The 24,239-nt window shown below is 53.2% G+C and carries 24 protein-coding genes, 1 riboswitch and 1 other annotated feature (1 of these 26 running past the window's edge); of the genes, 3 read left to right on the top strand and 21 right to left on the bottom strand.

Annotated features, from left to right (window positions below; genetic code table 11):
- Positions 1-33, top strand: a binding site (T-box leader); it begins 200 nt to the left of the window's first position.
- 186 nt (positions 34-219) lie between these two features.
- Positions 220-1,812: a phosphoglycerate dehydrogenase gene (gene serA / locus NSQ46_RS19270; protein ID WP_028403649.1), complete on the top strand. Its 1,593-nt coding sequence runs from the start codon at positions 220-222 to the stop codon at positions 1,810-1,812.
- Between the two features lie 156 nt (positions 1,813-1,968).
- On the opposite strand, the gene NSQ46_RS19275 is transcribed toward serA, so the two are convergent.
- The 16 genes from NSQ46_RS19275 to ribE (NSQ46_RS19350) all read right to left on the bottom strand — a co-directional run bounded on the left by NSQ46_RS19275 (position 1,969) and on the right by ribE (NSQ46_RS19350) (position 16,416).
- Positions 1,969-3,329 (bottom strand): IS1182 family transposase gene (locus tag NSQ46_RS19275; RefSeq protein WP_251535842.1). Its coding sequence is split into 2 segments (ribosomal slippage): positions 1,969-2,762 and positions 2,762-3,329, totalling 1,362 coding nucleotides; the frame shifts between segments, so codons are not numbered across the junction.
- A gap of 156 nt (positions 3,330-3,485) precedes the next feature.
- Complete coding sequence (locus NSQ46_RS19280) at positions 3,486-4,916, bottom strand: ATP-binding protein (RefSeq protein ID WP_007129791.1); 1,431 nt, start codon at positions 4,914-4,916, stop codon at positions 3,486-3,488.
- A 1-nt stretch (position 4,917) separates the two neighbouring features.
- The gene (locus tag NSQ46_RS19285) at positions 4,918-5,634 is read right to left on the bottom strand and encodes a response regulator transcription factor (protein ID WP_007129790.1); all 717 of its coding nucleotides are present in this window, start codon (positions 5,632-5,634) and stop codon (positions 4,918-4,920) included.
- Positions 5,635-5,732: 98 nt separating this feature from the next.
- Positions 5,733-6,986: a c-type cytochrome biogenesis protein CcsB gene (gene ccsB, locus NSQ46_RS19290; RefSeq protein WP_342574420.1), complete on the bottom strand. Its 1,254-nt coding sequence runs from the start codon at positions 6,984-6,986 to the stop codon at positions 5,733-5,735.
- Complete coding sequence (locus tag NSQ46_RS19295; protein ID WP_007129788.1) at positions 6,983-8,677, bottom strand: cytochrome c biogenesis protein ResB; 1,695 nt, start codon at positions 8,675-8,677, stop codon at positions 6,983-6,985. Before NSQ46_RS19295 ends, ccsB begins: the two co-directional genes overlap by 4 nt.
- Entirely contained in the window at positions 8,674-9,201 is a 528-nt protein-coding gene (locus tag NSQ46_RS19300) for a redoxin domain-containing protein (RefSeq protein ID WP_342574421.1), read from the bottom strand. The genes NSQ46_RS19295 and NSQ46_RS19300 overlap by 4 nt, the downstream gene beginning before the upstream one ends.
- Before the next feature lie 124 nt (positions 9,202-9,325).
- Complete coding sequence (locus NSQ46_RS19305; protein WP_007129786.1) at positions 9,326-10,081, bottom strand: pseudouridine synthase; 756 nt, start codon at positions 10,079-10,081, stop codon at positions 9,326-9,328.
- Positions 10,082-10,102: 21 nt separating this feature from the next.
- The gene (locus NSQ46_RS19310) at positions 10,103-10,444 is read right to left on the bottom strand and encodes a hypothetical protein (RefSeq protein WP_007129785.1); all 342 of its coding nucleotides are present in this window, start codon (positions 10,442-10,444) and stop codon (positions 10,103-10,105) included.
- Between the two features lie 161 nt (positions 10,445-10,605).
- Positions 10,606-11,139, bottom strand: a complete 534-nt coding sequence (locus NSQ46_RS19315) for a spore maturation protein (protein WP_007129784.1) — start codon at positions 11,137-11,139, stop codon at positions 10,606-10,608.
- 6 nt (positions 11,140-11,145) lie between these two features.
- Positions 11,146-11,778, bottom strand: coding sequence for a nucleoside recognition domain-containing protein (locus tag NSQ46_RS19320; protein WP_007129783.1), 633 nt, complete (start codon positions 11,776-11,778; stop codon positions 11,146-11,148).
- A 63-nt stretch (positions 11,779-11,841) separates the two neighbouring features.
- Positions 11,842-12,960, bottom strand: coding sequence for a D-alanyl-D-alanine carboxypeptidase family protein (locus NSQ46_RS19325; RefSeq protein ID WP_244152701.1), 1,119 nt, complete (start codon positions 12,958-12,960; stop codon positions 11,842-11,844).
- 179 nt (positions 12,961-13,139) lie between these two features.
- Positions 13,140-13,589 (bottom strand): GerW family sporulation protein, encoded by a 450-nt coding sequence (ytfJ, locus tag NSQ46_RS19330; RefSeq protein WP_007129781.1) that lies wholly within the window; start codon positions 13,587-13,589, stop codon positions 13,140-13,142.
- Positions 13,562-14,245, bottom strand: a complete 684-nt coding sequence (locus NSQ46_RS19335) for a DUF2953 domain-containing protein (RefSeq protein WP_210094618.1) — start codon at positions 14,243-14,245, stop codon at positions 13,562-13,564. The genes ytfJ and NSQ46_RS19335 overlap by 28 nt, the downstream gene beginning before the upstream one ends.
- A gap of 271 nt (positions 14,246-14,516) precedes the next feature.
- Positions 14,517-15,119 (bottom strand): SMC-Scp complex subunit ScpB, encoded by a 603-nt coding sequence (gene scpB, locus NSQ46_RS19340; protein ID WP_007129779.1) that lies wholly within the window; start codon positions 15,117-15,119, stop codon positions 14,517-14,519.
- Positions 15,088-15,897 (bottom strand): segregation/condensation protein A, encoded by an 810-nt coding sequence (locus NSQ46_RS19345; RefSeq protein WP_186311073.1) that lies wholly within the window; start codon positions 15,895-15,897, stop codon positions 15,088-15,090. The genes scpB and NSQ46_RS19345 overlap by 32 nt, the downstream gene beginning before the upstream one ends.
- Before the next feature lie 51 nt (positions 15,898-15,948).
- Positions 15,949-16,416 (bottom strand): 6,7-dimethyl-8-ribityllumazine synthase, encoded by a 468-nt coding sequence (gene ribE, locus NSQ46_RS19350; RefSeq protein WP_007129777.1) that lies wholly within the window; start codon positions 16,414-16,416, stop codon positions 15,949-15,951.
- A 675-nt stretch (positions 16,417-17,091) separates the two neighbouring features.
- Here ribE (NSQ46_RS19350) and NSQ46_RS19355 point away from each other — a divergent pair.
- A complete protein-coding gene (locus NSQ46_RS19355; RefSeq protein ID WP_342574429.1) occupies positions 17,092-17,355 on the top strand; it encodes a hypothetical protein in 264 nt (87 codons plus the stop codon).
- A 245-nt stretch (positions 17,356-17,600) separates the two neighbouring features.
- On the opposite strand, the gene NSQ46_RS19360 is transcribed toward NSQ46_RS19355, so the two are convergent.
- The 3 genes from NSQ46_RS19360 to ribD are packed head-to-tail and all read right to left on the bottom strand — an operon-like array spanning position 17,601 to position 20,692.
- A complete protein-coding gene (locus tag NSQ46_RS19360; RefSeq protein WP_007129775.1) occupies positions 17,601-18,842 on the bottom strand; it encodes a bifunctional 3,4-dihydroxy-2-butanone-4-phosphate synthase/GTP cyclohydrolase II in 1,242 nt (413 codons plus the stop codon).
- Between the two features lie 53 nt (positions 18,843-18,895).
- A complete protein-coding gene (ribE, locus tag NSQ46_RS19365; protein ID WP_007129774.1) occupies positions 18,896-19,561 on the bottom strand; it encodes a riboflavin synthase in 666 nt (221 codons plus the stop codon).
- Positions 19,562-19,588: 27 nt separating this feature from the next.
- Positions 19,589-20,692 carry a bifunctional diaminohydroxyphosphoribosylaminopyrimidine deaminase/5-amino-6-(5-phosphoribosylamino)uracil reductase RibD gene (gene ribD, locus NSQ46_RS19370; RefSeq protein ID WP_007129773.1) on the bottom strand — a complete coding sequence of 368 codons (1,104 nt, stop codon included), beginning with the start codon at positions 20,690-20,692 and terminating at the stop codon, positions 19,589-19,591.
- Positions 20,693-20,952: 260 nt separating this feature from the next.
- Positions 20,953-21,104: riboswitch (FMN riboswitch) on the bottom strand.
- Positions 21,105-21,312: 208 nt separating this feature from the next.
- On the opposite strand from ribD, the gene NSQ46_RS19375 reads away from it, so the two are divergent.
- Positions 21,313-21,717 carry a thioesterase family protein gene (locus NSQ46_RS19375; RefSeq protein WP_007129771.1) on the top strand — a complete coding sequence of 135 codons (405 nt, stop codon included), beginning with the start codon at positions 21,313-21,315 and terminating at the stop codon, positions 21,715-21,717.
- Positions 21,718-22,114: 397 nt separating this feature from the next.
- Here NSQ46_RS19375 and NSQ46_RS19380 read toward each other — a convergent pair whose 3' ends face one another.
- Together NSQ46_RS19380 and lysA are read right to left on the bottom strand one after the other, a co-directional pair.
- Positions 22,115-22,546: a peptidylprolyl isomerase gene (locus NSQ46_RS19380; RefSeq protein ID WP_007129770.1), complete on the bottom strand. Its 432-nt coding sequence runs from the start codon at positions 22,544-22,546 to the stop codon at positions 22,115-22,117.
- 304 nt (positions 22,547-22,850) lie between these two features.
- Positions 22,851-24,182 carry a diaminopimelate decarboxylase gene (lysA, locus tag NSQ46_RS19385; protein ID WP_007129769.1) on the bottom strand — a complete coding sequence of 444 codons (1,332 nt, stop codon included), beginning with the start codon at positions 24,180-24,182 and terminating at the stop codon, positions 22,851-22,853.
- Between the last annotated feature and the right edge of the window lie 57 nt (positions 24,183-24,239).

Raw genomic sequence — 24,239 nt, forward strand, 5'->3', positions numbered from 1 at the left:
AGGGTGGCACCACGAATAACTCTCGTCCCTTACTACGGAGGTAGTATGCGGAGTCGGGAGTTTTTATATTTCCCGGTCCTTTGCTACGACACCGCGTCAATTGCTATAAGAAACCAAGCCTTACCAAACCAACGGTATAACGGATGCGCGTTAACCGGCGCGCTCCTTATTCAATATTTGCAGCACTATTTATAGAGAATTTAAGGAGGAAGTGAAACCATGTTTAAAGTTTTGGTATCGGATCCGATCAGCGATTTGGGGATCCAGCAATTGATGGATGCAGCCGATGTGCAGGTAGACAAAAAGACAGGGCTCAGCGAAGATGAGCTCACTGCCATAATCGGAGAGTACGACGGCCTTCTGGTCCGGAGCCAGACCCGCGTAACCGAGCGTATTATGAGTGCCGGAACGAAGCTGAAAGTGGTTGGCCGCGCCGGAGTCGGAGTGGATAATATCGACCTCGAAGCCGCCACGAAGCGCGGTATTGTTGTTATCAATGCTCCAGACGGAAACACGATCACGACCGCTGAGCATACGTTTGCCATGATGATCGCTCTGGCCCGCCATATTCCGCAGGCCTATGCCAAGACGATCAACGGCGTATGGGACCGCAAATCCTTCCTCGGAGTGGAGCTGCGCAACAAAACCTTGGGCGTTATGGGGATGGGCCGGATCGGCAGCGAAGTCGCAAAGCGTGCGAAGGCATTCGGCATGAATATCATGGCATTCGACCCGTTCCTGACCGAGGAACGCGCCGACAAGCTCGGCGTTGAGCTCGCATCCGTAGACAGCATTATCCGCAGCGCCGATTTCATCACGGTTCATACGCCGCTGACTCCGGAAACCCGTCATATGATCGCCCGCCCGCAATTCGAGGTCATGAAGCGCGGCATGCGCATCGTGAACTGTGCCCGCGGGGGGATTATCGACGAACGCGCATTGGTCGAAGCGATCGACGAAGGCATTGTGGCTGGAGCCGCGTTTGACGTGTTCGAGCATGAGCCGCCTGAAAGCGACCATCCATTCCTTAGCCATCCGAAGGTCATCGTCACTCCGCATCTTGGCGCATCCACCATCGAAGCCCAAGAGAACGTGGCCATTGACGTATCGGAGCAGGTCCTTCATATTTTGCGCAACGAGCCGTTCAAAAATGCCGTCAACTTCCCGCTTGTCGCGGCTAGCGTCATGAACAAGCTGCAGCCATACTTCTCCCTCGGCGAGAAGCTGGGCAGCGTAGCGGCTCAAATTACCGCTCATGCCGTGAAAGAGATTCATGTCGATTATGCAGGCGAGCTGGCGGAAGTCGATACCCAAGCACTCACCCGCTACATTGTGAAAGGCGTGCTGGAGCGTCATCTCGGCAGCGAAGTGAACATCGTCAATTCGATGCACTTGGCAAAGAGCCGCGATCTTCATGTTGTCGTTTCTCAAACTCCGAAAACAAAGGACTTTGCGAACCTCGTTACCGTAACGCTAAAAACGCAAAACGGGCAGGAACGCATCGTTGCAGGCACCCTGCTTCTCGGATACGGCGAACGGATCGTGCGTCTCGACAAATTCCCGGTCGACGTTTCGCCTGAAGGCCATCTGATCTTGATCTCGCACAACGATAAGCCAGGCATTATCGGGCGCGTCGGCACCCTGCTCGGCGAGAACGACGTGAATATCGCCTCGATGCAGGTCGGCCGGAAGGTCATCGGCGGCGAAGCCATCATGTGCCTGACCGTTGACAAAGACGTCCCTAAGGAAGTGCTCGTGAAGCTGACCGGACTTCCAGAACTCAATACAGCTCAACAAATCGTGCTCAGCTAATCCCTATGTTCCACGTTGAACAAGATTAGCCCACGAATTTCAACAAAAAACACGCTCCGATTGGAGCGTGTCAGATTGTCGAGAAACCCACGTCTTGTAGACGTTGGGTTTCTCTTATTTTCATTTGCAGTTGCTAAAAAGCCTAAAAAAGAAGGGTTACCCCCTCTTTTCCAGGCGATCCAGGTGGATCGCCATCTTCTTCATGTTCTGCACGGTGGCCGTCATCAACGCTTGTTCCGTGACGTTCGAGAGTCCGCGCAAACGGCAATAGCGAAACCCATGGAGCTCTTTGGCATCCGCGAAGCTTCGCTCAATCGTTTCTTTTCGTTTGCGGTACAACTGCTTGCCGTCTCGGCTTAGCCGGTTATTTCGCACCCAGTCTTTGCTGTCTTCCCAGACATGTCGGGTCAGTACCTTCCGGTGGTTCCTGGAATGAGTGCATTGCGCAAGCATCGGACAGGTCTTGCAATGTTCCGGGTCTGACGCATACTGCCTGTAACCCTTCCGGTCGGTAGTCCGGTACGTCAGTTGGTGTTTTTCCGGGCAGATATAGGTGTTACTTTCAGCGTCGTAAGTAAACTTCCATTTGGCAAACAAACCTTGCTTCGGATGAAATCTCCGGTGTGCAATAACGGCAAAAATCTTTCGCTGCTGTAAACCTCGGCAAATGGGCGTAGTTAAATAACCGGAATCCAGGGCTACAGCTTCAACCTTGAATCCAAAACGTTCTCTTTGGCGGTCTAATCGCGACAAATACGGAACCGAATCGTGGACATTTCCTGGCGTAACATGGACATCGGTAATGAGATTGTATTTAAGATCCACCGTCCGGTGGTCGAGATAAAAGAACCCCTCTGGCTTACCGTCGCGAATCATATAGCCACTTTCAGGATCGGTGGTGCTCACTTTAATTTCTTTGGTTCCATTCACTTCCTCTCGTACTTTCAGGGCTTTTTTCCGTGCGCTTTGCGGTCCTCCGTCACAGCCTCATTGAGTTCGTCAATATAGTCCTTGGTGTTTTGTAGAACTTCTTGCTTGGTATAGTGGTGCTTGTTGGCATTGGCTTTTACGTGAGTCGAATCGGTAATGAGCACACGCCCGCCCACCATTTTGTGCGAGATCGCTTGGAGGACGATTTCGTCAAAGATCTCCTGGAAAATGTCAGTATCCTTAAACCGAGTCCGCCGGTTCCAGCTAATGGTGGAGTGGTCTGGGACTTTATCGGTTAGACCAAGACCTAAAAACCAGCGGTAAGCCAAATTCGTTTGAATCTCGCGTTCCAACTGGCGTTCGGAGCGAATGCCATAAAAATAACCGAGAAAAATCATCTTAAACAGAACGACCGGATCAATGGCTGGCCGCCCGTTATCTGCGCAGTAAAGAGGACGAACCTTATCGTCAATAAAGGAGAAGTCGATATACTTGTCCACTTTCCGCAGCAAATGATCCTGTGGAACCAGCTCTTCAATTGACACGAATTCGTAGCTTTGTTGTTTTTCCCGATTAGATCTCAGCATTCAAGACACCATCCGTTCATGAGTAGTTATCTATATTATACAACATTAACGCGGTGCTGTCTTAAAATAAATAAACATAAAGAAGGCTGTCGAGACTTTCTCGACAGCCTGACACGCTCCGATTGGAGCGTGTTTTGTCTTTTAGGCGTTCTTTTCCTAAGATTCTGCCGCATTGATAGGAATCGTCACCGTAAACACGGTGCCTTTCCCTACTTCACTAGCTGCTGTAATCGTGCCGTGATGGGCAGTCACGATGTTTTTGACAATAGCCAGACCGATCCCCGTTCCGACGGTTTCGCCGCGGACGCGGGCTTTATCGGCCTTATAGAAACGTTCAAACACAAATGGCAAATCCCCTGCAGGTATGCCGACGCCTTGGTCGGAGACGATCACCTGCAGCGCATCGCCCTTCGGCGCTTTGACCCGGTGTGCCTGGATCTTCACCTGCTTGCCGGACGGCGTATGCCGGAAAGCGTTGTCCAACAGGTTGGTCAGCACCTGCTCGAGCTTATCCTCGTCAGCAGATTCAAGGATGAGGTCCGAATGCAGGGATAGCTGCAGATCAATCTCCTGTTCCTTGGCTCTTACGGAGAACTTACGGTACACACGCTCGCACAGTTCGCCTGCATCAACCTGCCGCAGCGACATCTCGGCGTGTCCCGCCTCCATTCGCGTCAGATCCAGCAAGTCCTTCACCAGACGGCCCATGCGCAGCGATTCCTCATGGATGACCTGAATCAGCTCCCGGCCCTCTTCAGGCGAAGCAGCCATCCCGTCGAGCAGCGCTTCGCTGTATCCCTGCATCATCGAGAGCGGGGTGCGAATTTCATGCGATACGTTGGCGATGAAATCGGTCCGCATCTTCTCCAGCTTAACCTGTTCGGTAATATCCCGGAGCACGACGACAGCGCCCCGTATCACGTCATCCGAATAGAGCGGTGCCATGTGGGCCGACCAGATCCCCTGGTTCACATGCAGATCCGCGCTCTGATCCCGGCCTTCGTTCACCGTGCTGTAGAACAGCTCGCTCAGCGGCTTAGGCATCACGTCTGCAGCCCAGCCGCCCCCTTGCAGATCATCATCCCATTCAAGTCCCTTCCAGGTCTTCATAATTTCCTGTCCGGGGGGATTGACGAGAATAACCTGCCCGTGGTTGTCAAACGTAATCACGGCGTCGCTCATGCTTCGAAGCACGCTGGACAAATGCTCCTTCTCGTGATTAAGATTGCGGATATTCGTCTCCAGCTCGGCGGCCATATGGTTGAACGTATTCGCAAGCTCGCCGATTTCATCGCTCGTCACCAGATTGAGACGGGTTCCGTACTTGCCTTTGCGGATGTCATTTGCAGCCTCGATCAGCTGCTGCATCGGCTGAGTGATTTTCGTTAACAGGAAAAGCCCGAAAAAGGTCGTCATCGAGAATCCGATGATCGACACATACGTAAACAAACGTTTGATTGCACTGGAATTGGTGAAGGTCGTATCAATGTAGGGGAGCAAAAATAATCCTAGCGTCAACAGCACGCAGGCAACCAAGCACGTAATCGTGATCCACAGCTTGCCGACAAGCGATCTCCAGAAGTTCACGTTACTTCGGAACCTCCAGCTTGTAGCCTACTCCCCATACGGTTGTGATCATCGCGGCAGCTTCCGCCGATACCTTGTTCAGCTTCTCCCGCAGCCGCTTCACATGCGTATCGACGGTGCGCAGATCACCGAAAAACTCATAATTCCAAACATCCTTCAGGAGCTCTTCCCGGGAAAAGACTTTATCCGGCGACGAGGCCAAATAATGCAGCAGCTCATACTCCTTCGGCGTAAGGCTGATTTCCTGTCCCCCCGCCGTTACCCGATGGGCGTCGTGCTCAATGACAAGATGAGGGAAGACAATGCTGTTGCTCGGGTTGGATTCTTTGCTAAGGTAAGCCGTTGCCGAAGAGCGGCGCAGAATCGCCTTGACCCGATAGATGACCTCCCGCGGGCTGAACGGCTTGACGACATAATCGTCCGCGCCGACCTCGAAGCCTTGAACACGGTTGATTTCTTCTCCCTTGGCAGTCAGCATCAGAATCGGCGTCGACTTCACCTGACGAAGACGCGTACATACCTCGACTCCGTCCATACCCGGCAGCATCACATCCAATATGACAAGTCCGTAATCCTCACCCGTTGCCTTGCGAAGGGCAGTCTCCCCGTCTTCAGCCTCTTCAATCTCATATCCTTCCTTCTCCAGGTACATCTTCAACAAACGCCGAATACGCTCTTCATCATCGACTACGAGTATGCGGTTACCATGCTCAGACATTGACAGCAGCTCCTTCATTGTTATAGGGGAAAATCAGAACGGCCCTCGAATCGTAAGGGCCCTCCTGATTTTCTAATCCATTGCTATTAAACTTCATCTTAATCCGTTCCGGCATAGGAATGCAGACCGGCAATGATCAGGTTGACGCCAACCAGCGTGAACATCACGACGATAAATCCGATAACCGACAGCCAGGACGAGTACTTGCCCTGCCATCCGCGGGACAACCGCAAATGCAGGTACACGCTGTAAAAGAGCCACGTTATCAGCGCCCATACTTCCTTCGGATCCCAGCCCCAGAAGCGACCCCATGCAATCTCCGCCCAAATCATGGCGAAGATGAGCCCGCCCAGCGTAAATACCGGGAACCCGATCGCAATCGCACGGTAGCTGATTTCGTCCAGGTCATCCGGATTCAGCTTGTTCAGCGCAGGCTGAATGAACTTCGCGATCGGTCTACGGATGATCAGCCGCAGCAGCCCATACAGGATGATGCCGCTCACCAGCGACCAGATCACGGTGTTGAGCTTTCTTCCCGCGTTCACGCCATGCATCCATGACGGAGCTTCGAACAGCGGGGATTTCATGCCCAGGAATGACTGCATGCTTTCCGTCTCGCTCTGATACGGGGCTACAATCGGAGGCATATTGTACTCCACTTTTACTATTTTACTGGTTTCCGTTTTAGGGTCAATCTGCGTCTGATTGAACACGGCTTCGTAACCGGCTGTGCGGAAGCTGTAGACCGACAAAATGAAGCCGAGCAGGACGACGATCACGAACATGCAGAGCTCAATCCAGCGCTGCTCCCTCCGCGAACCTTGATCCGTAGCGGTGAAGTTGACCGTCCGCAGCAGGTGCATCAGACCAGCGATAAAGCCGACGGCGAAGAACGCATCGCCGAGCGCGGCCAGTGTGACGTGAATGCCGAGCCAATACGACTGCAGCGAAGGAATCAACGGCTGCACTTCCTGAGGGAACACGGCCGCATACGCCATAATGAGAATGACGAGCGGCAGCGCGAACAGGCCGAGCAGCGATTTTTTGTAAATAAAATACAGCACCAGAAATGCAATCATGATCGCCATGGACAGGAACGACATAAACTCGTACATGTTGCTCACCGGCACATGCCCGGAGCCTGCCCATCTGGTGAAGAAGTACAGCAGATGGCCGATCAGGCCGATCGATGCTGTCACGAATGCGATCTTGCCCCATTTGGCAAGATGGGCCTCGGGCTCCCGCTTCCGGAAGCGGCGTCCCATCACCGCAATGGCATACATGATAAACGATGCACAATATAGCAAAAAGGACACAACAAATGCATCACCGCTAAAATCGATTAGATTCATGCTTGACTCCCCCTGTTATTCTCCAGCGACTTTTCGTCGACCTCGATATTCATCTGATTCAGGATGGCGGCGACTTCCCTGCGCAGACCGAACCAGTTCTTGTTCGTGTGGGCACCGAGCGTCAGCGTTCCGTCATCGACCCGCAGCCAAATCCGGCGATGATGGAAATAGAAGCCCATAACCAGTCCGATCATGCCGATAAATGCGCCCACCCAGATGAAAGGCATCGCCTTATCCACGCGGATGTTCAAATACGTCGTTGACTCCGCGAAGTCGACGTCATCCATGCTCAGTACGTCCAGCGTTACGAGATTCTCGCCTCCGGCAAGCTGCGCATTGATCGCATCCTGCTGGAACCGCTCCTTGTCGACCTGTTTCGGGAAGTAGAAATATTGAATGCCGTCCGCCGGCAGGTTCGGTCCCTTGATCAGGAACAGGAACGCGGGTGCGTTCGGGTTCGGCGACAGATTGACCGGCTTCCCGTCGTCACCGAGGCCGAAATCCGTAAACGTCTGCGTAAGCGTCAAGGTGTAATCCCCTGCCTTGTACTCTCGTACGGGATCCTTGATCGACAGATCGATCTTTCCATATTGTTCCCCGGTTTTGCTGTCAATCAACATCGGGGATACGGTTCGGAGAATCGGAGTCAAATCATAATCGAATTGATACGCCTTCAGCCCCTTGTAGTTAAGCGGGTGGTTCACCTCGATGTTATGGCGGGTGACCTCCTTAAGCTGCGGCTCTTGGCCCGGTGTATTGCAATTGGACTCGCACACATACAGGATCGCCTCCGTTTCGAATTTCTTAGGCAGCACCTTGCCCTTGCCTTTGAATTCATTCGGCATATCCTCTTCCGTATAGAACTCTACCTTGAATCCGTCATTCATCAAATAATAACTCGTGTTCTTGATGTGCACGGGCTCGCCTTCGGGAAATGCCATATGCTCGTCCATATGAAGGCCCGGCAAATTCCGTCCAAGGACAGCTAAAAGAAAAATGATCAGGCCGATATGGAGCACATACGGCCCCCATCGGCTGAACCGCTGCTTCTCCGCAAGCAGCGTGCCCCCGTCCGTGCGGACGCGGTATCCTTTTTTCTTGATCAGCGGCTTCACCCGCTCAACCCACTCGGCACCGTCTTGTTCAACCGTCCCCTGGTACACCACCCGCTGGCGGGTCAGAAACGACATATGCTTCGGTATGCGCTGTCTGCTTAGCGCCTTGTACAGCGGCAGGACGCGGTCCAGGCTGCAGATGACCAAGGATGCGCCGATCATGACCAGCAGAAGCACGAACCACCAGGATGTATATGTATGGGACAGCCCGAGCAGATAATAAATATGCCCCAGCTGTCCGTACTCCTCTTTGTAGTAGACAGAGGGGTCAATGTTAAGGAATGTGCTCTCCTGCGGCAGGATGGTTCCGAGCGACGAGCCGATCAGCGTCAGCAGGATCAAATAGATCGCAACCTTCACCGAGGAGAAGAAATTCCAGACTTTGTCGATGAAGCCGGGGTTGGCTTTCTGCGAGCGGCGGGCCACCCCGTCGTAACGCATTTCCAGGATCTGCTGGGCTTCCGCTTCCTTTGTCAGCGGTTTCCCGCAGGCTTCGCACAGGACGGTTCCGGGCGGATTCTGATGTCCGCATTCACATTTCGTGTTTTGGATCAAAGGCTTGGAACCTTCACTCATTTTGCTTTCACCAACTGTTCAATTTGTTTATCCAGCGTGTCCAGATCCAGCTCGCCGATACGAATATGGTGAATCTTCCCGGAAGCCGTCACGAAGAAGGTCGTGGGCATTGGGCCAACGCCGTAGCTGGCCACCGCATCCCGGTCCGGATCCATCAGGATCGGGAACTTCACGCCGGTTTGGGCCACAAAATTTTCAACCGTCATTTTGTTCTCGCCCACATTGATCCCAACGATTTCGACCCCTTGATCCTTCCACTTCTCCCACTGTGCCTGCAGCGCCGGCATCTCCCGGACGCAAGGCGGGCAGTAGGTCCCCCAGAAATTGATAACTCTGGCTTTGCCTTCGTATTCGCTCATGGTATGTACATTGCCATCCATGCCCAGAAGCTCGAAATTCGCCGCCTTCTCACCGACCTTAGGCACCTCGTCGGAGCCGAATACAACGGTTGCAACGGCGTACACGCCGATTAGAACGATGGCAACCAGGATAACGATCTGAATGCTTTTCTTCGATTTGCCCATAGTGCAGCAGCTTCCTTTCTATGACTTTCATCATAAATGTGCAGGCGGGTGTGAACATCCTATGAACAATTATAACGAAATTCGTCATAAACGCCGCTCGCCATTTTGAATATTATGTGTCGGGTTACCGTTTTTTCTTCGGTTTACCGCCTGGTTTCGCCGCCTTGGCCATCTGCTGCAGCTCATTGACTTCACTTGGCGTCAAGTGACGGTACAGGCCCCGCTTCAGATTCTGAAGCAGCAGATCGCCGTACGCGATCCGCTTAAGCCGGATGACCGGATGATTGATCGCCTCGAACATCCGCCGCACCTGGCGGTTGCGTCCCTCGTGAATCGTAATGGTGATGACGGACTGCTTGTTGTCCGGGTCCACGTCGCGGTATTCGACTTCGGCCGGAGCGGTCATTCCGTCCTCCAGCATGATGCCCTGACGCAGCTTGTCCAGCTCGGTTCCGTGGGGCACCCCTTTCACCGTTGCCAGGTAGGTTTTCGGCACATGATACTTGGGGTGGCTGAGCAGATTGGCGAATTCGCCGTCATTGGTCAGCAGCAGCAGCCCTTCCGTATCGTAATCCAGACGGCCGATCGGGTAGACGCGCTCCTTTACGCCCTTGAGATAGTCCGATACGATCTTCCGGCCTTCCGGATCCGATGCGCTCGTAATAACTCCCTTTGGCTTATTCAACATTAAATAGACCTTTTTCTCATGCTTGATCGGTTTCCCTGAAACCGTAATGATATCTTGGTCGGGGTCGGCCTTCGTGCCGAGCTCGGTAACGGTCTCCCCGTTCACCTGCACCTTGCCCTCCAGAATCAGTTCCTCGCACTTTCGGCGGGATGCGACTCCGGCCTGTGCCATAATTTTCTGTAATCTCTCCATGTTCGATAGGTCACCTCATCCCTAATGATAACCATCGACAGGATAAATCACAAGCGCGTTCCACGGAAAATCCGCTCCAGGGCAGCTCTCTGCATGTGGAAACAGATATAACGGGGAAATATCATGCAGTCTCGAGAGCTCCATAATGATTTTGCTGGCGGTAAACAGCTGGCTCTTCTGCTCAAGGCTCATGAGCTCGTAGCGACGGTTGAAATTGCCTTCCAGACAGATATGAATCAGTTTATGATGCAGAAGCATCGGGGAAGACGTGACCGATCCGTCCGCATGTATTGTAAAATCGAACCTCACCCGCGGCTCCTGCTCGCATTCGGAATGATGGATTACAAAGCCTTCGAATTCCATATCATCATCACCTCTGCCGCACAAATTTGATTCAGCAGTATATGACATTGCGGCCCCGGCGGTATAGGCGCGTGTTCCCTTATCAAAACAAAAAATCCCCGATTACCGCGCAGTCATAAGCACGAAATAGGGGAAATGAAGCTGGTATAATTGCAATGTCACTATCCAAATACGAGCAGACATACGGCGATTGCGGCAATAAACCCGACCAGATCCGAAAACAGTCCGACTTTTAGCGCATATCTGCCGTTGCGGATGCCAACCGCGCCGAAATAGACAGTCAGCACGTACAAAGTCGTATCCGTGCTTCCTTGGATCGTGGAAGCGATCCGGCCGATCATCGAATCCGGCCCATAAGCGCGGATCAGCTCGGTTGTATAAGCGAGCGATCCCGTCCCAGTCAGCGGACGAAGCAGGCCGAGCGGCAAAATTTCGCCCGGGACCCCGAGGGACTGCAGAAACGGGCCCGTCCATCCCACAAAGAACTCCAGCGCCCCGGATGATCGGAAGACGCTGATCGCCACCATCATCCCCACCAAATGGGGGATGATGCCGATTGCAGTGGAGAAGCCGTCCTTGGCTCCTTCCACAAACGATTCATATACCGGTACTTTGCGGGTATAGGCATAAAGCGGGATGAACGCGACCATAATGGGAATAGACCAGGCCGAGATGACGCTAATCCATGACAGCAATGTTCATCACCCTTTCATATCCGGATTCCTTCCAGCCCCGATTCCGGACGGCTGCTTCCGCCGAATCGTACGCCTTCTATACCATCTGTCGGCGAGAATGGCTGCCGCTGTCGCAATGGCCGTAGCCAGCAGCGTCGTTCCTACGATTTCGGCCGGATTTGCCGATTCGTAATTCAAGCGGATGGCTATCAACGTTGTCGGAATCAGCGTAATACTGGCTGTGTTAAGCGCCAGCAGCGTGCACATGGCCGGTGTCGCGGTGTCTTTATCCGGATTCAGCTTCTGCAGCTCCTGCATCGCTTTGATTCCCATCGGCGTTGCCGCATTGCCGAGACCGAACAAATTCGCGCTCATATTCGATAAGATATACCCTATCGCCGGATGGTCCTTCGGCACGTCGGGGAACAGAAACCGTACGACCGGTCCAAGCATGACGGCAACCTTCTTCAGAAGCCCCGAATCCTCGGCAATCCGCATCATGCCAAGCCAAAAGACCAGGATGCTGATCAGCCCGAAGGACACGGTAACGCCTGTTTGAGCTCCATCAAACACGGCTTTGGTCACCGCGTCGATATTTCCGTTCACCGCCGCAAAGCCAAACCCGATCAGGATCATCCCCATCCAAATCATATTGATCATAGCTCTTCTACGCCCCCGTTCTTTGACTCGCCGTATCGAGAGGAGTTCCCCTCTTAGCGAAATCTAATGATGATTGGCACGCACCAGATGCTTGAACACTTCGGCGGCCGATTGCCATAACGACAAGGCAGCTCCCTGCGCGGAGGCGCTCCTGGACTTCTGCAAGGCGGACGGCGGCTCAGGAAGTCTGGCGCCTTGCTCGTATACAGGAACTTTGCCGATGCTGACACCGTTCAGCAGCAGCTCGATGTGTCCTCTGAGTCCGAAGGACACATCCGGCGAGCCTTGCTTGTGAAGAACGAGCCTTTTGACTAGCCGGGTTTCCTCGTCATGGGTAAATGCATACTTAAACGTGCTTCCGGTAACGAGCGAGTAGCCTTGTATTTTTTGCCCTTTCTCGATAACCTGCTTCAGCGGAAAATGGTTGAAGCCGTAATCAAGCATATTGGCATGGTCATTCCAATCATTGCCGTCATTGAGCGTAACCGCAGCGATCTGCTGACCGTTCCGCGTGGCCGAGCTGACCAGGCAGCGGAACGCTTTCTTCGTAAAACCGGTTTTAACGCCGTCAGCTCCTTCGTAGAGGCGCAGCATTTTATTTTTATTATCCCATTTGTAATCCCAGGACTCGTTCGGGTTCGGCGCCCGCTTGGTCGGTGTCTTCACGATTTCTTTGAACGTCGGGTTCTGAAGCGCATAGGCGGTCATCCTGGCAACATCATTGGCGGAGGAATAGTGCTCGTCATGATCCAGCCCGTGCGGATTCATAAAATGCGTGTTGGTTAACCCGAGCTCCTGGGCCTTCTGATTCATCAGCAGGACGAAGCCTTCCTCCGTCCCTCCCACATGCTCCGCAATGGCGGTGGCGGCGTCATTGCCCGAACGGAGCATTAAGCCATAGAGCAGGTTTTCCAAGGTCATCTCCTCGCCAAGCTTCAAGAAGAGGGAGGAGCCTTCCTTGGCAAATGCGTTCTTCGAAACCGTGACCCGGTCGTTCAGCTTGCCGTGCTCGATGGCTACAATCGCCGTCATGATTTTGGTAAGGCTGGCGATCCGCAGCCGCTCGTCCCCATTTTTGCTGTACAACAGCCTGCCCGATGTAACATCGATCAACGCGGCCGCCTGGGCGTGATTCGCCGGCCCCTTCTCATGATCCGCATAGGCAGGGCCGGCCGCGGCCATCAGACAAACCACCAGCAATATGGATAACAAGGACTTGCAATTCGTCCGTTTCATTTTCATTATTTTATCCTCCGGTGTTCAGAAATCTTGTACAAGTATATGTTGTCCCTCCAGAAAGTATGTCCACATGCAAAAATCCCCAGATCGCTTCATGCGAGAGGGGATTTGCTATGCAGCGCTTAGTACGTCGACCCGTTACCGCCACCGTTGGCATTGGCGTTGCTGCCTGATTGGAACATCGCTTGGATCTGCTCCAGCAAATACGGGGTCGCATCGATAATGCGCTCGAACAGATGCGTCTGATTGTCGAGCGGAACGATGTGGACGCCCTCCTTGCCTACGACAAGGAACGCAATCGGTCTGATGGATACGCCGCCGCCGCTTCCGCCGCCAAACGGGTGCGTGTATGAATGGCCATGCGTCCCGTCTGCGGGATGGCGGGTGCCTCCGGCTTCAATGTTGTAGTCGCTTCCGCCGGCCGCAAAGCCAAACGCCACTTTACTGATTGGCAAAATTACGCTGCCGTCAGGTGTGTTTACGGGATCGCCAACGATCGTATTCACGTCCACCATTCCCTTGATGTTCTCCATCGCGGTTTGCATCAAGCCTTGAATAGGGTGTTCTGCCATGATCTAACTCCTCCTTTCACCTTTAACACGCGAACTATGAATACCAGTCCAGCAACCATAGCTTTTCCGAAGGAGATTTTCGCTATGCAGTTCAGCTCTGTGGAAAAATGCGGCGGTCCGTTAAAGCGGGGTACGACATCGACGGCCGGTTTTTCCTCCATAATCAGGCGATAGGACAACCAGCCGAGCAGGGTATGTTTAACGGCGTGCAGCAGCCCGGAAGCGACGGCCGTATCGGCGGCATGCTCAAGGGCCACCTCCGTCGACCACCGGATGTCCCGGAGATGGACGTTTGCCAACGTCTGCCGCAGCCATTTCTTAAATCCTTTGGTGGCCATTATAGCTGTTGAATACTGCCGAAACCGAATGGTACGACTTTTTTGTCTCTGATCCGCCTGTTCATCCTGTCCAAATGTCATCCCCTGCTTGAAGACCGATTCTTGATTGAATTCAATGCCGCCGTTCGCCAGATGAAAGGGCAGATCATAGATCCGCTTGATCATGCCATAGACCATCTTTACCTCGGCATGGAGCTTGTATTCATTTTTTCGCATGACCATATCCAGCCTGACCGTCACGGCCGAGTTCAACACGATGACAGCCAGCACAATGAGCAGTACTACAAGTCCGATCGCAAGATAAATCCAAATGCTCACAACGTAACCCCCAGCAACGAGCTTGATATAATACATCCGCTTGGCTTAGTATGGCAAATCGCCAGGTAAATAATGCGAACCCGCTCACCTTCGTCCTCTCCTGTCACCGGGGATAATGAATGGATTGTGCTTCCCTTAGCCATTAATCTAGGATGGTGGTGGAGCAGATCGAACGGGGTGCTAATTGGAAAGGAACCTATGCAACGCAAAAAAATCCCGAGCCAACCTCCGCTCGGGATTCGAATTTTCGTATAGAACATCCGTTTATCGATCAATTCTCCACATCATCAAATGTCAGCTGATGACCATCCAGCTTATCAAACAGCATTTGCGTCTCTTCCTCGAGCGACTCGGCATCCTCAAATTGGGACGGCTCCGGCAAATCCTTAATGCTGGCGAGCCCGAAGTAATCGAGGAATAATTTCGTCGTGCCATACAAAATCGGTCTGCCGATCGCTTCTGCACGGCCCACCTCTTCAATCAAGCCTTTGGTGGTCAGCGTATGAATCGCCCGCTCGGATTTGACACCCCGGATCTCCTCGATGTCAACCCGCGTGATCGGCTGTCTGTAAGCGACAATGGATAGCGTTTCGAGCGCCGCCTGGGACAGGGAGGAGCGCGAAGGCGAGTATGCCAGACGTTCGAAATATGGCGCATGCTCCGCAAGCGTCGCCATTTTGTAGCTGCCGGCGATTTGGACGATCTGCAATCCCCGCTCCTGGCGCGCCCATTCCTCCTTCATATCCTCAAGCGCTTCTTCCACCAGCCCCGTGGACTGTTCCGTAATTTCAGCGACCTGCTTGACCGACAGGCCTTCCTCGCCCGCCAAGAACAGCAGTCCCTCAATAATCGATTTCAGCTTCGGATAATCCATCAATGCGTTCTTCCCCTCTCCATTCCATCACAATATCCTCGAAGAGCCGCTCCTGATAGCAAACGATCTGCTTCATCTTCATCAATTCCAAAATCGCCAGGAAGGTAACCACGATTTCATGCCGCTCCATCTCCTCATGAAGCAGCTTGGAGAACAACACCCTTCCTCCCGGCCCCGCTTGCTCGAGCGTATCGATCACCTGGCGAATCCGATCCTTAACCGATATTTCATCGCGCTGTATCCGTGCGTATGAAGTTCGTCTTACGGCTTTGCTTAAGGCTTTTTGGAATGCGCGGATCAAATCGGCAACGTGGAGCCCTTCGACCGGGTTTTCCTGGGCTTCCGGCATGTAGGGCGTTAAATCCTCCGCCTCTTTCGAGTAAATCATGCTCCGCTCCCATTCTCTCTCATGGAGATGCTGAGCAATTCCCTTGTATTTACGATATTCGATCAGCCGCTGAACGAGCTCCGCTCTCGGATCCACATCTTCCTCTTCGTAAAAATCAAACTCGTCCATCTCGATAACCGGAGGCTTTGGAAGCAGCAGCTTCGATTTAATAGACAGCAGCGTCGCCGCCATCACCAGAAATTCACTTGTAATTTCAAGCTCCAATTCCTGCATGTTGTGCAGATAGGCCATGTATTGTTCGGTAATCTCGCTGACGGGGATATCCTGGATGTCGATTTCCGCTCTATCAATCAGGTGAAGCAGCAGATCGAGCGGTCCTTCAAACGTCTCCAGCTTATATAATACGCTCACGGTGAATCCTCCCGCCATAAAAATAAAATGCAGTGCTCTGATGAAAAAGAGCACTACATTAAATAAGCACTATTTTAAGCTTTTCGTCAAGTTTGCCATTTCGATCGCCGCCATCGCGGAATCCCAGCCTTTGTTGCCAGCCTTCGTTCCGGCGCGTTCAACGGCCTGCTCGATGTTCTCCGTCGTCACGACGCCGAAGATGGTTGGCACGCCGGTCTTCAGGTTGATCGCCGACACGCCCTTCGCCACTTCATTGCACACGTAATCGTAGTGGGTTGTCGATCCGCGAATGACGGTGCCCAAGGTAATGATGGCGTCGTATTTGCCGCTTTCTGCCATTTTTTGGGCGATCAGCGGAATTTCGAATGCGCCCGGCACCCATGCTACATCCACCTCATCATCCTGCACGCCGTGACGCTTCAACGCGTCAAGCGCGCCGCTCAGCAGCTTGCTGGTAATAAATTCATTAAAACGGCCTACTACGATTCCGTATTTCAAGCCTTCCGATACTAAATTGCCTTCGAAAATGTTTGCCATGGTTATGGTCATCCTTTCAAATGGGAGTATTGTTATTGTCGATGCATGCTGCACTTTGCGCTCGATGAGCGCTCGTTGATGCGATTCTTGCATTGTCCGCTGCGCGTCGGATGCGGCTTCCGATCGCTGTTGCCACCGGATTCCCTGAACGACTCATATACAAGGTAGGAATCCGGCGGCAAAGGCGAACGCTTCGCTTCTCCTGCTGCATTCCGCCGCTCCGCTGGGTCCATTCTGGTAGCAAATACGGGCTGACTCTTCGAGCTAGTCGGCGTTTGCGAATGCATCATGGACCATTACGCTTGCGGAGTTGGGGATTCGTGCCCACCCTAAATTGGTGGGCGCGTTTCGAATTGTCCGCTGCGCGTCGGATGCTGCTTCCGATCGCTGTTGCCACCGGATTCCCTGAATGACTCACACACAAGGTAGGAATCCGACGGCAAAGGCGAACGCTTCGCTTCTCCTGCTGCATTCCGCCGCTCCGCTGGGTCCATTCTTGTAGCAAATGCGGGCTGCTGCTTCGAGGCTCGTCGGCGTTGGCGAATGCATCATGGACCATTACGTCGTAGAGTTGGAGGATTCATGCCCCCTTAATTGGTGGGCGCATTTATTCAGAAAGTTGTCCGCTGCGCGTCACATGCAGCTTCCGATCGCTGTTGCCACCGGATTCCCTGGATGACTTATACACAAGGTAGGAATCCGGAGGCAAAGGCGAACGCTTCGCTTCTCCTGCTGCATTCCGCCGCTCCGCTGGGTCCAATTCAGGTTGCCGATGCGGGGCTGCTGCTTCGAGGCTCGTCGGCGTTTGCGAATGCATCATGGACCATTACGCTTGCGGAGTTGGGGATTCGTGCCCACCCTAAATTGGTGGGCGCGTTTCGAATTGTCCGCTGCGCGTCGGATGCTGCTTCCGATCGCTGTTGCCACCGGATTCCCTGAATGACTCACACACAAGGTAGGAATCCGGCGGCAAAGGCGAACGCTTCGCTTCTCCTGCTGCATTCCGCCGCTCCGCTGGGCCCTTTCAAGGTTGCAAGATGCAGGGCGAGCTTCGCTCGGCTGGGTTAATCAACGATGAGGGCGCGGGCAACTGCTTCGAGCTTTTGGCCGATGCGGCGGAGGCATCATCGATTGAAATGTGTGTCGTCTGTGATGCAATTTCTACTCGGCGGGAGTCATATCCCTTAAGAATTGGCGCTCTCGTTCTGCTCCAAATCGTCGAACTTCAGCATATGCCCAAGCTTAGCCTGCTTTGTATGCAGGTATCCGGTATTGTCCTCGTTCTCCGGCATCTGGATCGGCACCCGCTCCACAACTTCAAGCCCATATCCCTCCAGGCCCTTGATCTTCCGCGGGTTGTTGGTAAGCAGCCGAATCTTCCGAATGCCGAGATCCTTTAGTATCTGCGCTCCAATGCCGTAATCTCTTAAATCCGCCGGGAAGCCCAGCTTCAGGTTGGCATCGACCGTATCGAAGCCCTCCTCCTGCAGCTTATATGCCTTCAGCTTGTTGATCAAGCCGATGCCGCGTCCCTCTTGGCGCATGTACAGCAGCACGCCGTTGCCGGCCTCCTCGATCTGCCGCAGCGCGGCCTCGAACTGCGGGCCGCAGTCGCAGCGGTGGGAGTGGAAGACATCCCCGGTCAGGCATTCCGAATGGACGCGAACCAGCACCGGCTCATCGCCGTTAATCTGGCCTTTGACCAACGCTACATGCTCCTTGTTGTCGACATCGTTCGTGTAAGCCACCGCCTGGAATACCCCGTAATCCGTCGGCATCCGCACCGCCACTTCCCGCTGCACCAGCTTCTCCTTCTCATTGCGGTAATGAATCAGATCCTTGATGCTGATCAGCTTCATCCCGTGCTTCTTCGATATTTCGATCAGATCCGGCAGACGCGCCATGGTTCCGTCTTCCTTGATGACTTCGCAGATGACACCGGCAGGGTAAGAGCCGCACAGCTTCGCAAGATCGACAGCCGCCTCCGTATGACCTGCCCGGCGAAGGACGCCCCCTTCTTTGGCAATCAGCGGGAACATATGGCCCGGTCTGCGGAAATCCGCTGCGGTCGCATTCGGGTCCATAATGCCGCGAACCGTTACGGAGCGCTCATAGGCCGATATGCCGGTTGTCGTATCTTTATGGTCAATGGAAACGGTGAAGGCCGTTCCATGATAGTCCGTATTTTGGCTAACCATCGGTTTCAGATCCAGCTCCTGAGCCCGCGAGGGCGTCATCGGGAGACACACCAATCCACGCCCTTCCGTAATCATGAAATTGATCACCTCGGGGGTTGCCTTTTCGGCTAGAGCGATAAAATCCCCTTCATTCTCGCGGTCTTCATCGTCAACGACGATAACGATCTTCCCTTCCTTCAAATCCTGCAAAGCTTCTTCTATGGTATGAAAAGAAAATCGCTCTTCCATTCCTACTCCTCCTTCTCGTAAGTCTAAACGTTCGGGTCAATCTGATGCTTCGATCAAGCAAATCCGTGCTCGGCTAGATAATCCCGGCTGATCCCCGCTTTGCTTCTTCTGGAGCTGTTTCCTTCACTGCCGTAATTCAGCAGATGCTCGACGTATTTGCCCAAAATATCGCACTCGATGTTAATCGTATCCCCCGGTCCCTTATAAGCCAGCACCGTTTCGGCAAGCGTGTGGGGAATGATGGAGACGGTGAAGGAATGATCCGTCGTTCGAACGACGGTCAGACTGATTCCGTCCAGCGTTACGGACCCTTTCGGAAGGATATATTTGAACACATCGTCGTTCGACGGGGCAATTTCATAGACGACCGCATTCTGATCGGATCTCACGCTTCGAATCACGCCGACCCCATCCACATGTCCCTGTACGATATGACCGCCGAATCGTCCTCCGGCTGCCATGGCCCGTTCCAGATTGACTTTGCTTCCCGGTTGTAGCTGCTTCAGATTGGTGTTTCGATACGTTTCCGGCATGACATCGACGGTAAAGCTGTCTTTATCGATCGTTGTCGCGGTCAAGCAAACCCCGTTGACAGCAACACTATCGCCTAGCTTTAGATCATCCAGGACCTTGCTTGCCGAAATGCTGAGCACCATCGCTTCGCCTTGGCGGCCGATTCGTCTCATCTCGCCGATCTCTTCAATCAGCCCTGTAAACATATCCTATCCCTCCTTTCATTCAATCGTTTACGACTTCCATACCGGCTGGCCGGTCACATAAATATTGTCGCCAAGTCTTTGGGTCTCGAGTCCTGTCAGCTCAATCGCTTCGCTCATCAGCTCATACCCGCTGAACATATAGTTTCCCGGTGCATCGAACCCTCCAATAATCTTCGGGGCAATGAATTGGATGATGCGATCCACCAGTTTGTTCTCCAGCAAGCTTCCGCTTAAGGTTCCTCCTCCTTCAACCAGGATGGAGGCGATGCCCATGCGACCAAGCTCCATAAGCGCAGCCTGCAGGTCGACTCTCGGGCCGGGACCGCAGACCAGAATCTGCACCCCCCGTTCTTCCAGCGCGGTCCGCTTCGCCTTGTCGGCCAGCTCCGTGGCCAGCACGACTGTTTTGGCAGCGCCATCACTGACTACACGACAATTCAAAGGGATGCGAAGCTGCGAATCCACGATGATTCGTACGGGCTGAAGACCTTCAACGCGGAGTCTCGTCGTCAGCGACGGATCGTCCGCAATAACGGTGGCAACCCCTGCCATGATTCCCTGGTGTCGATGCCGGAGAGTGTGCACCAGCTCCCGGGACACCTCATTGGATATCCACTTGCTGTCGCCGGTCTTTGAGGCGATTTTCCCGTCCAGCGTACTGGCTGTCTTCAAGGTGACGAACGGCAGTCCGGTCGTAATAAATTTGTTGAAGGCTTCGTTCAACCGGACGGCCCGCTCTTCGAGGACGCCTGTCGTCACTTCAATGCCCGCTGCCCGCAGCATCTGCAGACCACGGCCGGCAACCAGCGGATTGGGGTCCTGGCAGGCGACAACGACCCGTTTAACACCTTCCGCTATGAGCCTCTCGCTGCATGGAGGAGTCGCTCCGTAATGGCTGCAGGGCTCAAGGGTTACATACACGGTGCTTCCGGCCGCCTTGCTCCCGGCCATATTCAGTGCATGGACCTCAGCATGCGGCGTTCCCCGCTCCAGATGGGCGCCGACGCCCGCAAGAGCACCGTCCTTCACGACGACACAGCCGACGACGGGGTTAATGCCGGTCTGGCCTTGCGCGCGTTCCGCCATATCCAGCGCAAGCGACATATAAAATTCATCGTTGACGACTTCCATGCTACCCAAGCCCCTTTCCAGAATAAAAAAGCCCTGTTTCAGGATAAGCGATTCATCCAAAACAGGGCGTAATAAACCAGTTCACTTTACGACATCATAAATAACCGTTAGTTCCGAGGTTCTCATATAACGTCCAAAGAAGCGGCGCTTTAAAAAGCACCCCCGCTCTAGAATCGTCATATGTGAAAAGCCTCACATAACGCATGACATCAGAAAGCTAAGACAAGAGATAGCTATTGTACATGCTCTCAAGTCCACTTTCGTTCCTTCTCCCATCCAGACTATACTGTCGGTCCCGGAATTTCACCAGGTCCACCGCATACGATAACGTATCCGGGTCACGGACTAAGTCGCAGCCGGAGCTGCAATCATCACCGCCGGTAGGGAATTTCACCCTGCCCCGAAGGATTCAATATGAAATTAGCTGTTGCTTACGATGAATCTTAACACTCCATAGGCAAAAAAGCAAGATAATTAACTCACTTTTATTTAGTCAGTAACTTTTTGGTTGTATAAATTCATATCCGTTGCAGGTTCGGGAGGAAATCGGTGCGCTCAACGAGAACCAAGTAATGCGGAGGATAAACCGTGAATTGTATAGGTTAAAGGAGATCATGTAAATGAAAACCTCGCTTAACATCATCGTAAGACCGACGGAAATCGATGTGAATGGTCATGTGAATAACGCCAAATATCTGGAGTACCTGGAATGGGGAAGAGAAGAATGGTACGAGGCGGGGAATCTGCACTACGATGTACTGAAAGGATTGGGTGTGCAGACTGTCACGGTCAACATTAATATTAATTACAGGAAGGAATGCAGGCAGGGAGAGCGCCTGAACATTTCAACCGAGTCTCACAAGCTTGGACTAAGCAGCTTTGTGCTGCTTCAGCAGATCCATAACACGGACGGGGAGCTTTGCGCCGATGCCGCTGTAACGATCGTGACGATCGATATCCGCACCCGCAAGAGCCGACCGGTTCCGGAAGAACTGCGGGCGTTGTTTCTACCGGCTTCGTCTTGATCTGGAGTAAACTAATTAGCGGCTATGCTTGCGGATAACCCTTCAAGGCCTCTGGGTAACTCAAAATTCCGCATGCGGATCCCTCCTACGATCCCTGTTATTCCCGGATTTCGTTGAATTGACTTCCCAATGCCGAAATCCGGGAATATAGGGGCACGCTTCGCTTCTTCTGAGGAATTCCGCCTGCTCCGTTGATTTCTGCCTTTTAAGGGTGTCTCCGTGTTGCAGTAACCCTAGTACACCGGCTTTGCACCTCTCATGAGCAGTCTATCACCGACGGCTAGGTATTGGACAGCCGCGCACATGCTGTCCGCCAGGAAGTTCCATACATGGCCGAACCCCACGCATAAAAAAACAGGCCCCCACAAGAGTGGCCTGTCCATCCAACACTTACATGTTACGCTTCGAATACTTCGACTTTTTCCATCTTGTCGCGGCCTTTAAAAGCATCGATATGCTCCATGCCTTCAACGACCTTGCCGAATACGGTATGCTGTCCGTCCAAGTGAGGCTGCGGCTCATAGCATACATAGAACTGGCTTCCGCCCGTGTTGCGTCCGGCATGCGCCATAGCCAGGCTTCCACGCTCATGCTTGTTCGGGTTGATCTCGCAATCGATCGTGTAGCCCGGTCCGCCTGTACCTGTTCCGTTCGGGCAGCCGCCTTGAGCGACGAAGCCCGGAATGACGCGGTGGAATACTAGACCGTTATAGAAGCCGGAATTCGCAAGCTTTTCAAAATTAGCAACCGTGTTCGGCGCATCCTTCTCAAACAGATCGAGCAGTACCTCTTTGCCGTTTTCCAGTGTGATTCTCGCTTTTTTTGCCATATCGAATATCTCCTTTCGATGTACATTCCCTAAGATACGCATTTCATAAAACATGCAAGTTCTAGTTTACTATGAAATAACTTGGGACGCAAAATGAACCCGCATCTTTAGTCTTACATACTGGGAAATCTCATCTTGAGGGGGGCTTCACGCTTAGATGCTTTCAGCGTCCATCGTCCGCGAAGGCTCCGTGGTCTGTAAAAAAGCCCAACCAAACCGATCAAGCGGTCTGGCGGGCTTTTAAAGGAATCGTCGAATCCTGGCTCACACCCTGTAAGGTGTTGGTTCTGCCGATCGAAACAACTTAGCTTGTAACGGTTTCTTTGGCAATCCGGGCAGAAACGACGTCATTGCTGATAATATCCTGGAGCGACTCGCGGCGAACGACAAGCCGGCTCTGGCCATCCTTAACAAAAACGACGGCAGGTCTGCGGATGCGGTTGTAGTTGCTTGCCATGGAATAGTTATAAGCGCCTGTGCAGGATACGGCCAGCAGGTCTCCCGTGTTAACCTTAGGCAGATCCAGGTCCCAGATCAGCATGTCACCGCTCTCGCAGCACTTGCCGGCAATCGAAACCGTCTCCTCTGGCTTCTCGTTTGCACGGTTGGCCAGAATGGCCTCATATTTCGATTCGTACAGGGCCGGTCTCGGGTTGTCAGTCATTCCGCCGTCTACGGCCACGTATTTCCGCACGCCCGGAATGTCCTTGCTGGTCCCTACCGTATACAGCGTGGTGCCTGCTTCACCCACGATACTGCGGCCAGGCTCTACCCAAATCTCAGGCAGCTCGCTGCCAATGCCGGCAAAATGGGTCTTCACCGCATCCGTAATCGCTTTAACGTAGTCGGAAACATGCAGCGGGGTATCTCCGTCGACATAGCGAATTCCGAATCCGCCGCCAAGATTGACTACCTTGAAGGTAATGCCCAGATCTGCTTTGACCTTCGCCGCAAATTCGGCAACGCGCCCAACGGCCATCTGGAATCCTTCGACTTCGAAAATTTGCGAGCCGATATGGGAATGGATGCCGATCAATTGAATGTTATTCTGTGCCGCTGCCAGCTTCACCGCTTCAAACGCCGAGCCGTTTCCGATATCGAATCCGAATTTGGAATCGGTTTGGCCGGTCGAGATATATTCATGGGTATGCGCCTCAACGCCCGGCGTTAAACGAAGGAGAATGTTCACCTTCCGGTTCTTCTCGGCCGCGATCGCCTGCAGCATATGCAGCTCGACTACATTGTCCACGACGAAGCAGCCGATTTCGGCATCAATGGCCATTTCGATTTCTTCAGGCGTCTTGTTGTTGCCGTGAAAATGGATCCGCTGTACCGGAAAGCCGGCTTGCAGCGCCGTGTACAGCTCCCCGTCGGAAACGACGTCCAGCGACATCCCTTCCTCCTCAGCGAGCTGGCACATGGCCATCACGCAGAACGCTTTGCTGGCGTACGCGACTTGAAACTTCAAACCGGAAGCCTTAAAGGCTTCAATATATTCCCGGCAGCGATTCCGGACCGCTTGCTCGTCCACAATATATAGAGGCGTACCGTACTGGGCTTTCAATTCGGATGTGTCGCATCCGCCGATCTCCAAACGTCCCTGTTCGTTAATCTTGCTGGTACCGTGTAGAAACATGCTTACAATTCCTCCGATCGCTTTATCAAAAATAGGATAATCGAATAATTGTTCACA

The organism is Paenibacillus sp. FSL M8-0142 (genome assembly GCF_038597315.1).
In the GTDB taxonomy this organism is placed as follows: Bacteria; Bacillota; Bacilli; order Paenibacillales; family Paenibacillaceae; genus Paenibacillus_AQ; species Paenibacillus_AQ lactis.